Origin of the sequence: Paenibacillus ehimensis NBRC 15659 (assembly GCF_004000785.1) — a bacterium.
Taxonomy (GTDB): Bacteria; Bacillota; Bacilli; order Paenibacillales; family NBRC-103111; genus Paenibacillus_G; species Paenibacillus_G ehimensis.
Window position 1 is genome coordinate 48,075 of sequence record NZ_BILX01000012.1, and the last position, 13,979, is coordinate 62,053.

The 13,979-nt window shown below is 60.2% G+C and carries 11 protein-coding genes; 5 read left to right on the plus strand and 6 right to left on the minus strand.

All coding sequences use genetic code 11. From position 1 onward, the window contains the following. Positions 1–62 precede the first annotated feature (62 nt). Positions 63–1,799 carry a proline--tRNA ligase gene (locus tag PEH01S_RS09575; RefSeq protein WP_127485076.1) on the minus strand — a complete coding sequence of 579 codons (1,737 nt, stop codon included), beginning with the start codon at positions 1,797–1,799 and terminating at the stop codon, positions 63–65. 500 nt (positions 1,800–2,299) lie between these two features. Here PEH01S_RS09575 and PEH01S_RS09580 point away from each other — a divergent pair, with 500 nt between their 5' ends. Continuing rightward, the gene (locus PEH01S_RS09580) at positions 2,300–3,160 is read left to right on the plus strand and encodes an EcsC family protein (RefSeq protein WP_025852053.1); all 861 of its coding nucleotides are present in this window, start codon (positions 2,300–2,302) and stop codon (positions 3,158–3,160) included. Here PEH01S_RS09580 and PEH01S_RS09585 read toward each other — a convergent pair. Genes PEH01S_RS09585 through PEH01S_RS09600 form a run of 4 tightly spaced genes read right to left on the minus strand, consistent with a single transcriptional unit; the run spans position 3,157 to position 8,219 of the window. Further along, positions 3,157–4,449, minus strand: a complete 1,293-nt coding sequence (locus tag PEH01S_RS09585; RefSeq protein WP_127485078.1) for an MBL fold metallo-hydrolase — start codon at positions 4,447–4,449, stop codon at positions 3,157–3,159. The genes PEH01S_RS09580 and PEH01S_RS09585 overlap by 4 nt on opposite strands. Before the next feature lie 5 nt (positions 4,450–4,454). Continuing rightward, on the minus strand, positions 4,455–6,125 hold the full coding sequence (locus PEH01S_RS09590) for an ABC transporter permease (RefSeq protein WP_127485080.1): 1,671 nt from the start codon (positions 6,123–6,125) through the stop codon (positions 4,455–4,457). Between the two features lie 12 nt (positions 6,126–6,137). Continuing rightward, entirely contained in the window at positions 6,138–7,229 is a 1,092-nt protein-coding gene (locus PEH01S_RS09595; protein WP_127485082.1) for an ABC transporter substrate-binding protein, read from the minus strand. A gap of 18 nt (positions 7,230–7,247) precedes the next feature. Continuing rightward, on the minus strand, positions 7,248–8,219 hold the full coding sequence (locus PEH01S_RS09600) for an ABC transporter ATP-binding protein (protein ID WP_127485084.1): 972 nt from the start codon (positions 8,217–8,219) through the stop codon (positions 7,248–7,250). Between the two features lie 170 nt (positions 8,220–8,389). Between PEH01S_RS09600 and PEH01S_RS09605 the strand changes: the two genes are divergently transcribed. Continuing rightward, positions 8,390–9,283 (plus strand): LysR substrate-binding domain-containing protein, encoded by an 894-nt coding sequence (locus PEH01S_RS09605; RefSeq protein ID WP_127485086.1) that lies wholly within the window; start codon positions 8,390–8,392, stop codon positions 9,281–9,283. Positions 9,284–9,412: 129 nt separating this feature from the next. Further along, positions 9,413–10,279: a hypothetical protein gene (locus PEH01S_RS09610; protein ID WP_127485166.1), complete on the plus strand. Its 867-nt coding sequence runs from the start codon at positions 9,413–9,415 to the stop codon at positions 10,277–10,279. Positions 10,280–10,466: 187 nt separating this feature from the next. Here the strand turns inward: PEH01S_RS09610 and PEH01S_RS09615 are convergent, their stop codons facing one another. Further along, entirely contained in the window at positions 10,467–11,810 is a 1,344-nt protein-coding gene (locus PEH01S_RS09615; RefSeq protein ID WP_025852061.1) for a DUF2252 domain-containing protein, read from the minus strand. A gap of 377 nt (positions 11,811–12,187) precedes the next feature. Between PEH01S_RS09615 and PEH01S_RS09620 the strand changes: the two genes are divergently transcribed. Further along, a complete protein-coding gene (locus tag PEH01S_RS09620; RefSeq protein WP_025852062.1) occupies positions 12,188–13,081 on the plus strand; it encodes a carbohydrate ABC transporter permease in 894 nt (297 codons plus the stop codon). Then, positions 13,078–13,959, plus strand: a complete 882-nt coding sequence (locus PEH01S_RS09625; RefSeq protein WP_025852064.1) for a carbohydrate ABC transporter permease — start codon at positions 13,078–13,080, stop codon at positions 13,957–13,959. The genes PEH01S_RS09620 and PEH01S_RS09625 overlap by 4 nt, the downstream gene beginning before the upstream one ends. Positions 13,960–13,979 lie beyond the last annotated feature (20 nt).

Sequence of the window (13,979 nt, forward strand, 5' to 3'; positions counted from 1 at the left end):
TGTAACCCCTCCTCGGCATTCCTAATTTTGGCGAAATCATTCAAACAATTCATCCTATGTACTTACTTAACACCTACGAAAGACGCCGAAGGCTTCACCAGCTCCAGCACCCGCCGTATCGCTTCTTCCACGGCAAGCGACTCCGCCTCCGGAGCTTGGCGCTCCTTGTACTCGACCACCCGCTCGCCCGCTCTCTTGCCGACGACGAGGCGGACCGGAAGGCCGATCAGATCGGCGTCCTTGAACTTGACGCCCGGCCGCTCCTCGCGGTCGTCCAGCAGCGCCTCGACGCCCAGCGACTGCAGCCGGTTGTACAGCTCCTCCGCCAGCTCCCGCTGGGCGTTATCCGTGATGGACACCGGAAGGATATGCGCGTAAAACGGCGCCAAAGAAAGCGGCCAGACGATGCCCTGCTCGTCGTGGTGCTGTTCCAGCACTGCGGACAACAGACGGGAAACGCCGATACCGTAGCAGCCCATAATGACGTCCTGCTCCGTGCCGGAGACTCCCGCCACCCTCGCGCCCAGCGCTGTGCTGTATTTCGTGCCGAGCTTGAACACGTGCCCGACCTCAATCCCCCGGTACAGCGTCAATGGCTCGCCGCAGCGGACACAGCGGTCTCCGAGCCGCACCTCGCGGAAGTCTCCCGTATGCGCCAACGCGAAATCCCGGCCCGGCCGGACATGACGGTAGTGGTAATCCCGCTCGTTCGCACCGGCGATGCCCTCGCTCAAGGCGGCGGCTTCGCGGTCGACCAGAAGAGGCACGCTCAGCCCGACCGGTCCGGCAAAACCGACCGGCGCGCCGGTAACGGTCTGCACCGTCTCCGCGTCGGCCAGCTCCAGCTGTTCCGCGCCCAAATACCGCTGTACCTTGACTTCGTTCACTTCGTCGGCTCCCCGGACCATGACGGCCACCGGCTTCCCGTCCGCCACATACAACAGCGTCTTCATCAGCCGCGAAGCCTCCGGTCCGAGCAGCTCCGTCAGCTGCGCAATCGTGCGGATGTCCGGCGTATGCCATCGCTCCAGCGGCGGCGCGGCCCCCTCATCCGCTCCGGCTTGCGCCTGCTGCGAGACAGCCGCTTCCGCCTTCTCCAGATTGGCCGCATAGTCGCAGCCGCTGCAGGCGACGACCGTATCCTCTCCGATCTCCGCCAGCGCCATGAACTCGTGCGTCTCGCCCTCGCCGCCGATCGCGCCCGCATCCGCTTCCACCGCCCGGTAAATCAGCCCGCAACGGGTAAAAATCCGGTGATACGCCTCGTACATCACCCGGTAGGTCGCGTCCAGCCCTTCCCAGTCCGTATCGAACGAATACGCGTCCTTCATCAGAAATTCCCTTCCGCGCAGCAAGCCGTACCTCGGGCGCCGCTCGTCGCGGAACTTCGTCTGAATCTGGTATACCGTCAGCGGCAGCTTGCGGTACGAGCTGATCTCGTCCCGAACGAGCGCCGTAACGACCTCCTCGTGCGTCGGCCCAAGCGCGAATTCCCGGTCGTGCCGGTCGCGCAGCCGGACAAGCTCCGGTCCGTATACGCCGTACCGGCCGGACTCCCGCCACAGCTCGGCAGGCTGCATGGCCGGCAGCAGCACCTCCTGCGCGCCGATCCGGTCCATTTCCTCCCGGACGATCGCCTCAGCCTTGCGAAGCGCGCGGCGGCCAAGCGGCAAATACGTGTACACCCCCGCTGCAAGCGGCCGGATCAAGCCGGCCCGCAGCATCAGTCGGTGGCTGACCGCTTCGGCATCCGATGGGACTTCCCGCAGAGTAGGCATGAGCAGATTTTGTTGTCGCATGGGAATCCCTCCAAGTTCGGAATATAAAAAATAAACACGCCTTCGTCAGGGACGAAAACGTGTCGTGGTACCACCCTTGGTTCAACCGCATGTGCCTCGGATTCCAGGCGCGCACAGTCCTTCATTCGGATAACGGGGGAGGCCCGGCAGCGGATACGTCCAGCTCAGTTCCCCGCTGCAGCTACAAGGTGGGTGAAGCATACGGCGGTTGGGGGTCTTTCAGCCTCGGACGCCCTCTCTGGCGCAACCGGTCGCACGTTCCATGTCCTTGATCGTCGCTTTTCGCTTCATAACATCCGAGCAATCGCAATGTTGTGTATTCCAATTTACACCAATTCCACCAAAGATGCAAGTGCTTTCAACCAGCTCCTTCCGCGCCGGGCACAATTTTTTTCCATAACCCGCCACCCCGACGCAGCATGGAAGGTAGCCCGACCTCGCATTTGCATCCTTCCAAGGACTCGCACCGTAATACTGGGATATAAAGGAGCTGATCATCCATGACAATACATGATAACCCTCATCCGCTGCCTGCTCCCGATACGAAAGAGGAACTCCAGCAGGCGCTTGCAGACATTACGGCGTGGGAGAACAGCCAGAAAGATTTATGGTTCTGGGAGAAGCTCGGCAGACTGCCCTTCCAACTGCTCGACCGGATCACGCCGAAGGCGCTGCAGAACAAGCTGGCGCAGGCGATGGACGAGGTCGGAAGCTTCGTCCAAACGGGCGGACAATACCTGATCTCGGAGAAAAGCGTGCTCGACCAACTGAACCGGCAGCTCGCGAGCCGGTCGGACGCATCAGAGCCAACGCTTGCCGGTGCGCACACCTTAGACGAGGTCGCCTCGTTGCCGCTCGCCGTCATGGACGGCGCCGCCGACGAATTCGCCCGCAGCCGTACTCTCTTTGCGACGGCCCAAGGGGCGACGACCGGCTTCGGGGGCATCTTTACGCTCGCCATCGACATTCCGGCCATCCTCGGCTTGTCGCTCAAGGTGCTGCAGGAGATGGCGATGGTGTACGGCTACGATCCGAACGACAAGCGCGAGCGTGTCTTCGTGATCAAGTGCCTGCAGTTCGCCTCCTCCGACATCGTCGGGAAGAAGGCCGTGCTGGAGGAGCTGGCCGACTTCGACAACGAGCACCGGCAGCGGGACGCGATCTCCCAGCTTCAAGGCTGGCGCGAGGTCGTGATGATCTACCGCGACAATTTCGGCTGGAAGAAGCTGTTCCAGCTTGTCCCCGTCGCCGGGATGATCTTCGGCGCGGTGCTGAACCGCAGCACACTGCAGGACGTCGCCGAGGCAGGCAAAATGCTGTACCGCAAGCGCCGGGTGCTGGAGCGGCTGCGCAGCAGCTAGAAGCGCAGCGCTTCGCCCGGCCCAAGCGAATGCAGCCCGGCGAAGCCCTCCGCGGCCAGCGCGGCGCACAAGGCGTCCGTCGCGCTGCGCCCCGTATGCACCGGGACCGTCCGACGGCTGCCGAAAGCCCGCAGCATCCGCCTGACATCGGCCACGCCTTGATGCACCTTGTAGCGGATCGCTTCGGCCAAGCAGCCGTCCCCGGCCTCCGGGTCGTCCAGCAGACGCTGTCCGAAGCTGCCGGCAGCCAAGTGGCCCGTCAAGATGGCGCAGCCGTTCCCCGCCGCCGCCAGCCTGCGGTAGTACCACTGCGCGCGCTCCGACTGCATCATCCCGTCGGCGGTGAAATAAAGCGCGCTCCGCCCGGCCGACAGCGCCTGTTCCCGCTGCGCATCGGTCGCCACCCTAACGACGCGCGGGTCTTCCAGGCAGCGCCGAATCCGCTCGGCCGCCCCCGGCTTCAGCCATTCGGGCCGAGCGAGCATCGGGCCGAACGCCTGAAGCAGCTCCCGCTCCGCGACGAGCGGAACGTCCGGGAACCGCTCCCGCGCCCAGACGAGCATATCCTGCCCGCGCCCAAAGGCGGGAACGGGCAGCAGCACGGACCCGCCCCGCGCCAGCGCCTGCCCGATCCGGGCGGCAAGCCGCTCCAGCAGAACCGGCTGCGCCTCGGCGTCCATTCCGTAGGCGGCGTCGATCACCGCCAGATCGGCCGGGCAGTCCGCCGTCCCCGGCGGCAGTGCCTCCGGTCCGTCCGCCGCAAGCAGCACGGACTCCGAAGAGTAATCGCCGGAGAAATAGACCCGTCTGCCCTCCAGCTCCAGCATCAGCCAGACGGAGCCGGCCAAGTGCCCGCTCCGGCCCCAGCAGGCTCTCACGTGAGGCGCCGCGTTGATCCACTCCCCCGAAGCTCCGGCCTCCTCCAAATAGGCGAACCGGATTGCCTCCACGTGTTCGTCATCGTATGGCAGCTCGGCCGACTGCCCCCTTACATATTTTTTCCAAGAAGCGAAATACGTGTCCAACTGCTGCGCCGTCGCCCGGGTCGTCCAGACGACGCCGCGGTAGCCGTGCTTGTACAGCAGCGGCAGCGCCATCGAATGATCCTCGTGCGCATGGGATAAAAAAACGGCATTCAGCCGCGGAATGACGTTCGGGTCGACGAGCGGGTATTGTCCCGCGCCCGTCTTTTTGACGCCGCAATCCAGCAGCACGCGGATGCGGTCATTGTGCAGAAGGTAACAGGAGCGGCCGTGCTCGCCCGCTCCGCCCCAGATGTCGAGCTGCATGCGTCTCAATCCACTTTCTGTTTTGAACTTAGCCGGTCGATCCCGAGCAGCATCAGCGTCGTCAGACCGACCGAGACGACCGCCATCGCCATGCCGAGCGACACCTTCCCCTGCTCGAACTGCGCGAAAATATATGTGGCCGACGTTTCCATCGAAGGCGGCAAAATCATCAGCGACGCCACCAGCTCGCGGACCGAGATCGTGAACGTCATCATCCAGCCCGCCAGCATCCCCGGAACGATTAGCGGCAGTACAATGCGGCGGAAGATGTAAGCCGGCCGGCCGCCGAACACTTGCCCCGCTTGAAACAGCGCATCGTCAAGCTGGGAAAAGTTTGCTTTGACGTACTGCACCGTGTACGGCAGAAAAAACACGACATACGTCAGCACAACCATTCCGTATGTGTTGTACAGCGGCACGGGCATCCATGGCGCGTTCCACAGCAGAATCAGGCCGACGACCAGCACGATGCCCGGCACCGTATTCGGCAGCAGGCTGAACAGGTCGGTCATCCGCTGCGGCCATGTTTTCGACTGCTTGATCGTCAGCGCGAACCACGTGCCCAGAAGCACCGAGATCGTCGCCGCCACCAGCGACAAGCCGAGGCTGTTCAGCAGCGCGGTCATGCTTTTGGAGCCCCAGGTCAGCAGCTCCGCGTAATGATTCAGCGTCAGATTGCCCCAGGCGAGCCCGACGCCCCGCAGCTTCATCAACGAAGCGGAAATAATCGAAAAGTAAGGGACGCCTACGGACAGCACCAGCAGCACAATCACGTAGCCCCAAGCCAATAGGCGCGTCAGCCCGCTTAGCGGGTACATTTTGCTCCGTGTTCCCTTGCCGCCGACCAACCGGTACGTATACCGCCGGGTGACAACCGTCTGCGCGTACCACAGCAGCAGGCACGTGCTCAGCAGCACGGACGCCAGCGCCGTTGCCTTGCCGAAATCGATCGGCCAGCTGGAAATGTATTTGTGAATTTCCGAGGTCAGCACGTAAAAGCCGATTTTGCGGCCGAAGGTGGCCGGCGTGCCGAACTCGGCAATCGTCTTGACGAAAATGAGCAGCGCCCCCATCGCGTAGCTGGACAGCAGCAGCGGCAGCACGATCCTCCGGAAGCTGTAGAAGAACCGGCCTCCGTGTACGGCGGCAGCGTCCTCCTTGCTCCCGCCGATCTGCAATAAAGCGTTGCGCAGGATCAAATAGAGAAAAGGGAACAAGTGCAGGCTCATGATCGCGACCATGCCGAAGACGCTGAAAAACTTCGGCGTCCACGTTTCCGTAAAGGGAAGAAGCTGCTCCATATAGCCGTTTTTTTGCATGAACAAAATCCAGCCCATCGAGCCGATATACGGCGGCGTCATGAACGGGATCAGCAGCACGATATCCAGCCACGCATGCCGGCCGAGGCTTGTTTTAGCCAAGATCCAGGCGAGCGGCAGCGCCAGCGCCGTCGTTCCGAGCACGACGCACAGGCCGAGCCGGATCGAGTTCCAGAAAACTTCGCCGAGCTTGTTCTCCAGAATGGTCCGCAGCGGCGCGGACAAATCCAGCGTCTGCTCCGGATAGACGCTCGTCAGAAAGATGAAAAAAAGCGGGACGACCACCAGGACCGCCAAAAGAAACAAGGCGAGGGTCATCCCTACCGATCGGATAGAAATCCAGCTTCTTGCTTGCATGCCGTCACCGTCTTATTTAAACATTTGGGTAAATTTCTTCGTCACGGCGTCGCCGTTCGCATCCATCCACGTCCAGTCGATCTTCATCTGCGCGATTTCGTCGGCGCTCGCGCGGTCCTTCGCCTTCACGTCCTTGCGTCCCGGCAGCAGGTAGGTGTCTGCCACCATCTTCTGCGCTTCGTCGGACAGCAGATAATCGATGAACGCTTTGGCGTTGTCCGTGTTTTTGCTCGATTTCAGAATCGCCGCCGGGCGGGGGCTGATGACCGTACCGCTGGCCGGATACACCATGTCGACCGGCTCGCCCTTCGCCTTCGCTTGGTACGTCATGTAGTCGACGCCTGCCGCTACGATGCTTTTCGCCCCGGTGATGACCGGGTCAAGCGCCTCCTGATTCGCGCCCGCCAAAGCGACGCCGTTTTTCTTGTATTGCTCGAACAGCTCCCAGCCCCCGTCGCCCTTGGCGCTCAGATAGCCGGTGATGAAATCCAGCGCGGAGCCGGACAGCGCCGGGTCGGGGATGTTCACCTTGCCCTTCCACTCGTCCTTGGCGAGATCGCTCCATTCCTTTGGCGGCGTCTTCACCTGCTTCGTGTTATATACAATGCCGAGCGCGGAGGCGCTGTAGCCGAAGAAATGGCCGTCTTTGTCCGACCAATCGGGAATCAGCTTGTCCGCGTTGGCCGCGTTTTTGTATTCCAGCGTGAGCCCGCTCTTTTTGAGCCCTTGAGCCGACGGCAGGGAAGCCAGTACGACGACGTCCACGACCGGGTTCGCCTTCTCCGCTTCCATCCGGGCCAAAATTTTGCCTGTCGTCCCCTGGAACATTTCCACCTTCACGCCGGTCTTCGCTTCGTACCCTTTCTGAATGCTTTCGGCCAGCTCCTTCGGACCGGCGCTGTAGACGACCAGCTTGCCTCCGAGCTTCTTGTCCCCTTTCTTGTCCTCCGGCTTGGCGGCCGCCTGCTCCGTCTTCGGCGCAGGCGCTGCACCCGTATTCGCGGACTTGTCCGCAGCCGTCGTTCCGCATCCGGCGATACCGAAGCCCATCACGGCCGTCAGCAGCAGCAAGGCCCCGTTTTTCAATCCCTTCCCCATGTTCATGCGTCGTTCCTCCTCGTCCTATTCGGCAATATGGTGAATATGCTGCGGCGATACGTACACCGTCACGCGTTCTCCCGCCTGCAAGCGGGTGGAATGATAAGCCGTCCACAGGCCCATCGCGCCCATCTCCAGCCCGATTTCGTAGCGGTCCCCGACATAGCTGACGCTGCGGATTGTGCCCGGATAAGCGGCAGCCGCGCCTTCCTCCGGCGGCGACCACCGGACATGCTCGGGGCGAAGCAAGCTGCGGTCCGGCACCAGCCAGTTCGACTTGCCGATGAAGCGGGCGACGAACGGATGGGCCGGCGTGCGGTAAATGTCCTCAGGCGCGCCCTGCTGCAAAATGCGGCCCTCCTGCATGACGACGATCTCGTCGGACATCGACATGGCCTCCGTCTGATCGTGCGTCACATACAGCGCCGTCAGCCCGATCTCCCGCACGAGACTCATCAGCTCCAGCCGCATTTCGTCCCGCAGCACGGCATCGAGAGCGCTGAGCGGCTCGTCGAACAGCACAAGCTGCGGCCTTAGCGCGACGGCCCGGGCGAACGCCACCCGCTGCTGCTGCCCGCCCGAAAGCTGGTGCGGGTACCGCTTCTCCATCCCTTGCAGCCGCACCTTCGCTACCGCTTCCTCCACCCGCTGCTTAAGGTCTTTCGTTTGTCCGGTGGCGCGCAGGCCGAAGGCGACATTTTCGAACACGGTCATATGCGGCCACAAGGCGAAGTCCTGAAAGACCATGCCGAAATGCCGCTTATGAGCCGGAAGATCGACCCGCTTCTCGGCCGAGAACAAGCATTCGTCTCCGAGGCGGATTTCCCCCCGGTCCGGCCGCTCCAATCCGGCGATCATCCGCAGCAGTGTCGTCTTCCCGCAGCCCGACGGCCCGAGCAGCGTCGTAAACCGCCCTTTTCTGATGACCAGATCCGTCCGGTGCAAGGCCTGCACCGCCCCGAACGATTTTTCCAACCCCCGTATGACCACATCCATGCTGCAACCCTTCCTATCTTGCAAACTAGCTTTAGTGTACATGGCGAAATGCAGAAGATTGTCAGCGGGACGTAAAGATTATGTTAATTAATTCAATGGATACTATTCATTCTCATAGATTTTTTCTATACTGTGGGAAAATGCGGAGCCGAACAAGGAGAGTGGGCACATTGAATTTCAGTCTGCTGAAGCTGGAAATCGTGGAGCTGTTGGACAAGCACAAGAAAATTACCGCCGTTGCCGAGCAGCTCGGGCTCAAGCAGCCGACGGTGACGTTTCACATGAAGAGCATGGAGCAGGAGCTCGGGGTGCAGCTGTTCGAGACGCGCTCGGGCAAGACGATTCTGACCGAGGCCGGCCGGTCGCTCTACCATTACGCGGTCAAAATCAACGCGCTGGCGCAGGAAGCGGGGCGGGTCGTGAAAGAATTCGACGAACTGGGCCGCGGCACGCTGAAGATCGGCGCCAGCTACGTGCCGGGGACGTACCTGCTTCCGAAGGTGCTCAGCGGCTTCGCCAAGGCGTATCCGCGAATCACCTTGTCTTTGCAGGTCAAGACGGCTCCCGTCATCCGGGAGCTGCTGCGCAATCACGAGATCGATCTCGGCATCCTGTCCACCGAGCCGTTCCAATCGGCTCCGCTGATTGCCGAAACCGTGTGCGAGGATGAGCTGGTCGTCGTCTTTGCGCCGGGTCACCGGCTGGCCGCCTGCCCGCAATTGTATCCCGATCAGCTCGCCGAGGCGCCTTTTCTGCTCCACGGACCGGAGTCCAGCACGCGGCAAATGACCGACCGGTGGGCGCAGCGCAACCGGGTCCAGTTGAAAGCGCACATGGAGCTCGATTCGCTGGAAGCGATCAAGCAGGTCGTCATGCAGGGGGAGAGCGTATCATTCGTTTCGCGGCAGGCCGTGCAGCGGGAAGTAGAGCGCGGGGAGCTCGAATTTCGCCCGATTCCGCAAAATCCGTTCAAGCGCTACGTGTACTGCGCTTACAATGCGGACCGGCGGCAGTCCGCCGTCATGGAACGGTTCATCGATTTTCTGCGAAAAGAGGCCCGATAAATCTAGTATTTATATGTACTTCCAAATTTTTCTTTACAAAAACAACATATCTGCTTAACATCTAGATAACAAACGGTCATTACAGTCTAGCATGTAAGCCTATTCCAGAACATGAAGGAGTTGTCGATGATGAACAAACGATCCAAATGGATTGGGGCGCTTTCCGCAGTCGTCCTGTCCGCCGCTTTGACGGTATCTTCCGTCTTTCCTGCCGCACCTGTCAAAGCCGCAAGCAACATGGTGCCGGACTATGAGGTGAAGCTGCTCATGCCCGCAAACGCCGTGCTGGGCTCGGACGACAAGCTGAAAAGCGACGTCCGCAGCGCGTTCGGCATGTCGGACAAGGTGACGAAGATGAACGTGCAGTTTCTGGATACGGACGGCAAAGACATTTACGGCAACGGCTGGAGCCCGCGCATTCGGAAGAAGGAAGGCGACAGCAAGTTCGAGCTGAGCTACAAGAAGCGGTACCCGATCGCCAACGGCAATATCGATGCGGCGCTGACGAAGGCCAATCAGGAAGGCTTCGACGCGTCGGACACGAACTACGAGGCGCAGGTGGAATGGGGCTACCAGAACAAGACGCTCAGCATCACACGTTCCAAAGACGTCAAAAAATCCGGCTACAGCGGCGTGGACCTGCCTTCGGTCAAAGATTCCCGCAAGCTGCTGATCGATAATGCCCCGGGCAAATTCGACAAGTGGTTGTACGCCGGCTGGGGCACCGAGCAGCTTCAAAACTCCCGCATCTACGGCCCGGTTTTGGCCAAGCGGTACACCGGCACGTGGAGCGGCCTGAAAACGTACATCGAGGTGTGGCCGATCCGCAGCGCAAACGGCTCCGGTACGGAGAACGTGGTCGAAATTTCGTTCAAGACGGACGACCGGGACACCGCCTCGCAGAAGCACGACGAGCTGGTGACTTATCTGCAAAGCAAAGGCTGGTTCCTGGCCCAGGATTCGCTGAAAACGCAGCTGATTATGGACCGGTACTAAGCCTGCGCGCACCGGGCGGATAAGCAAGCTTCACCGCAACCGTATGGCGCACTGGCCTTTTCACATTCAACACCAAAGGAGCTGTCCCCCTCTGCACCCACTTATGGATGCAAGGGAACAGCTCCTTTTTTTCGCAGCGGGAGAATTGCGGCTCATCAACCGCTGTCGGCCAGCCGCGCTTCGGAGCTTACTCCTGCTCCTTCCGCTCGCCCAGCCATTCCACGAACAGCGCATAATCCTCCTCAACCTGATGCGCATAGGCGATCGCCCAATGCGCGATATAGTCGCAGAACGCGTCCGTGTCCGGCCCGATCGCGCGATGAATCTCCTCCTCGCTGTGGTACGACATCAGCCCGTGCTCCATATCCGCATCCGCCCGCGCATGAAGCTTCGCCGTAATCCGGCCCATGCAGTCCAGCACGGACAGCAGGTCTTCCTTCCCGGTCAGCTTGTCCGCCTTCAGCCGCTTCTTGTAAGGCGACCGCTCCCTGACGTAAAAATGCCGCCCGTCCATCGTCAAGAAGCCGAGAAACGGGTCGGCCTCGTGATGCATCGCCTGCTGCGTCACGATGACCCGCTTGCCCTGATGGCCGAAATACGTCCAGAATGACTCGTTATACGGCATAAAATAAGCCGGGACCGGCGCGCGCACTTCCTTGACCTCGATCACGATATCGTCCAGCGCCTGCTCGCCGCCTTCGCCTTCGATGAGCACATAGAAGCGGTCCAGCCCGATGGAGGCCGTGCCCGAGCCGTGCTTCACCGCCACGTCCTTGATCGCGTAATAGCTATCGGAACGCTTCGTCCTCCGCTCCAGCGATTGCAGGTAATGCGGCCAGCTCTCCTCCAGCATGCGGCGCTCCTGCGGCGTCGGCGGAACGATCTCCTCCGATTTGGCAAACCGCCTCGCCGTCCTTGTCAGCGTCGTCACGCCTTCCAGAAACTGCGACGCGAGCCGCTTCTCCGTCTTTTTCAGCAGCTTGCGGATCGGTCCGTCCGTGCGGTCCTTATCGAAGACGAGCGTGCGCGGATCGTCCTTCCGCCGGGCAAAGCGCCGGATCTGGTTGGCATACGCGTCCAAATAAGCGGTGATCGCTTCCTTCTGCCCGTCGGCGCCGATGCCCTTCGTCCGGCACACAAGCGCTACGCTGACCGACATCCGCAGCAGGTCGTACAGATAGGAGCCCAGATACCCCTCGTCAAAATCGTTCACATCGTACACGATCCGCCCTTCTTCGCTGCGGAACGCCCCGAAATTCTCGAAATGCAGATCCCCTTGAATCCATGTCGGCCGCTCCGGCGAGCTGTGGTACGGAAACCATTCCCGGCTGACATCGAAATAAAACAAGTACGCGGTCCCCCGGAAGAACGAAAACGGGCTTCCCGCCATTTTGGCGTATTTCTGCTGCCGTTTGGCTTCGGGCAGCGCCATGATCTGTCCGTCGAACTCGTCCAGCACGCTGCTCAGCAGCTCCTTGCGCAATCTTTTCTGCGTGAGCCGGACACGTTCCGTAAGCAGCTCCGTCTTCATGCGCGGTTTCCCCCTTTTGCGGCGATAAGCGAGTATTTTTCTCATGGTAGCTTACGCGCCGACAGCGTGTCAATTCGCATGCGGAGCGGCCCTCTCCGCCTTCCGATGTCCTGCCCGCGGCCCGCCGAAGGAAATACTGGAAAATTAGGGATTGACGCCATCCTTGAAAACGATTACTATAGGCGTATAAAAATATAAACGTTTATAATTTTGAAGCTTCGATACCATCCGTAATTCCCCCTCATTTCAACAACATCCGAGTTCAACTGGCAAAACTTCGTTACCGGGAACCGGATACACAGCTTCGCACCGGCCAGCGGGGGCATGCTTCAATTCGATGAAAATATAAACGTTTATACTTCAAGGAGGGATTGCCCATGCGGCAGGGGGCGCGCAGACGGGAGACCAAATATTTTTACCTGTTTATTTCGCCGTGGCTGATCGGAGCGGCGGTATTCACGCTGTACCCGATCCTGTATTCGCTGTACATCAGCTTCACGGAATACAACATCACCAGCCCGCCAAAGTGGGTCGGCCTGCAGAACTACACCAAGATGCTTCAGGACGATCTGTTCTGGCGCGGGGTGAAAGCGACGGTGCTGTTCACGATATTCAGCGTACCGCTGCAGCTTCTGCTCTCGCTGTTTTTGGCGGTGTTGGTCAACCAGAAAATTCCGTTCCGCCGGTTTTTCCGGACCGCCATCTATTTCCCCAGCATGATCTCCGGCGTGGCGATGTCGCTCGTCTGGCTGTGGGTGTTCAACTCCAAGATCGGCATGTTCAACTGGGCGCTCGGCCTGCTCGGGATCGACGGGCCCAAATGGCTCGAAGACAGCAACTGGGCGCTGGCTTCTATGATCATTATGACGATGTGGAGCGCCGGGGCGGGCATGGTCATCTTCCTCGCCGGCCTTCAGGGCGTGCCTCCGATCCTGTACGAAGCCGCCAAGATCGACGGCGTCACCCGTTGGCAGTCTCTGTGGCGCATCACGCTGCCGATGATCTCGCCTGTCGTGCTGTTCCAGCTCATCATGGGCATCATCGACTCGTTTCAGGTGTTTACGCAGGCGTTTGTCATGACGAAAGGGGGGCCGCACTACGCCACCCAGTTCTACGTGTACTACTTATGGCAGAACGGCTTCAAATTTTTCAAGATGGGCTACGCTTCGGCGATGTCATGGCTGCTGCTGATCGTCATCATGCTCATGACGTTCCTGATCATGCGAGTGTCCCGGAAGCTTGTTCATTATGAAGGAGGCGGCGGCGTATGAGTACGGCATCCGTAACGCAGAAGCGTCCGGTGCGGCAAAAGGACAGCAAGCGCAAAACAACCCCGTTCGAATGGCTGGTCTTTCTGCTGCTGGTCGTCATCGCGGTCATCATGATTTTTCCGACGCTCAACATGTTCTCGACCGCGTTCAAATCGCAGGCGGAAGTGCTCAAATTCCCGCCCCGACTCATCCCGGAGCAGTTCGCCTGGGGCAACTTCAAGAACCTGTTCACCCAATACCAGTACGGCCTGTGGTACAAAAACAGCCTGCTGATCGCCTTTTTCAGCGTTATCGGGACCGTGCTTTCGTCGTCCCTCGTCGCGTTCGGGTTCGCGCGCTATCACGCCCGGGGGAAAAACGTGCTGTTCCTGTTTCTGCTCAGCACGATGATGATCCCGTACCCGGCCCTCATGATTCCGCAGTTCATTTTGTTCAAAAATCTCGGGTGGATGGACACGATTCTGCCGATTACCGTCCCCGCTTTTTTCGGCTCGGCCTATAACATCTTCCTCATCCGGCAGTTCTTCACTTCGTTATCGAACGAACTGTACGACGCGGCCAAAATCGACGGCTGCTCCGAGTGGCGCCAGTGGTGGAACATCGCGCTGCCGCTCTCCGGTCCCGTGCTGGCGACCGTAGCGATCTTCGGCTTCATGTACAGCTGGAACGATCTGCTCGGCCAGGTGCTGTACCTGAACTCGTCCGAGCATTTCACCCTGACGATCGGCATGACCGCGATGTATTCGACCGCCACGCGGCTGGTGCCGTGGAATCTCGTCATGCTGTCCGCCGTTCTGGCTCTCGTTCCGATCCTGGTTTTATTTTCAGTCGCACAAAAATATTTCGTAGAAAGCATCGTGCTGACTGGAGTGAAATGAATAACCCGTCAACGGGGTCA

Excerpts from the sequence above, each read along its gene's own strand:
- PEH01S_RS09575 (WP_127485076.1), bottom strand. The coding sequence starts at position 1,799 with ATGCGACAACAAAATCTGCTCATGCCTACTCTGCGGGAAGTCCCATCG.
- PEH01S_RS09580 (WP_025852053.1), top strand. The coding sequence starts at position 2,300 with ATGACAATACATGATAACCCTCATCCGCTGCCTGCTCCCGATACGAAA.
- PEH01S_RS09585 (WP_127485078.1), bottom strand. The coding sequence starts at position 4,449 with ATGCAGCTCGACATCTGGGGCGGAGCGGGCGAGCACGGCCGCTCCTGT.
- PEH01S_RS09590 (WP_127485080.1), bottom strand. The coding sequence starts at position 6,125 with ATGCAAGCAAGAAGCTGGATTTCTATCCGATCGGTAGGGATGACCCTC.
- PEH01S_RS09595 (WP_127485082.1), bottom strand. The coding sequence starts at position 7,229 with ATGAACATGGGGAAGGGATTGAAAAACGGGGCCTTGCTGCTGCTGACG.
- PEH01S_RS09600 (WP_127485084.1), bottom strand. The coding sequence starts at position 8,219 with ATGGATGTGGTCATACGGGGGTTGGAAAAATCGTTCGGGGCGGTGCAG.
- PEH01S_RS09610 (WP_127485166.1), top strand. The coding sequence starts at position 9,413 with ATGAACAAACGATCCAAATGGATTGGGGCGCTTTCCGCAGTCGTCCTG.
- PEH01S_RS09615 (WP_025852061.1), bottom strand. The coding sequence starts at position 11,810 with ATGAAGACGGAGCTGCTTACGGAACGTGTCCGGCTCACGCAGAAAAGA.
- PEH01S_RS09620 (WP_025852062.1), top strand. The coding sequence starts at position 12,188 with ATGCGGCAGGGGGCGCGCAGACGGGAGACCAAATATTTTTACCTGTTT.
- PEH01S_RS09625 (WP_025852064.1), top strand. The coding sequence starts at position 13,078 with ATGAGTACGGCATCCGTAACGCAGAAGCGTCCGGTGCGGCAAAAGGAC.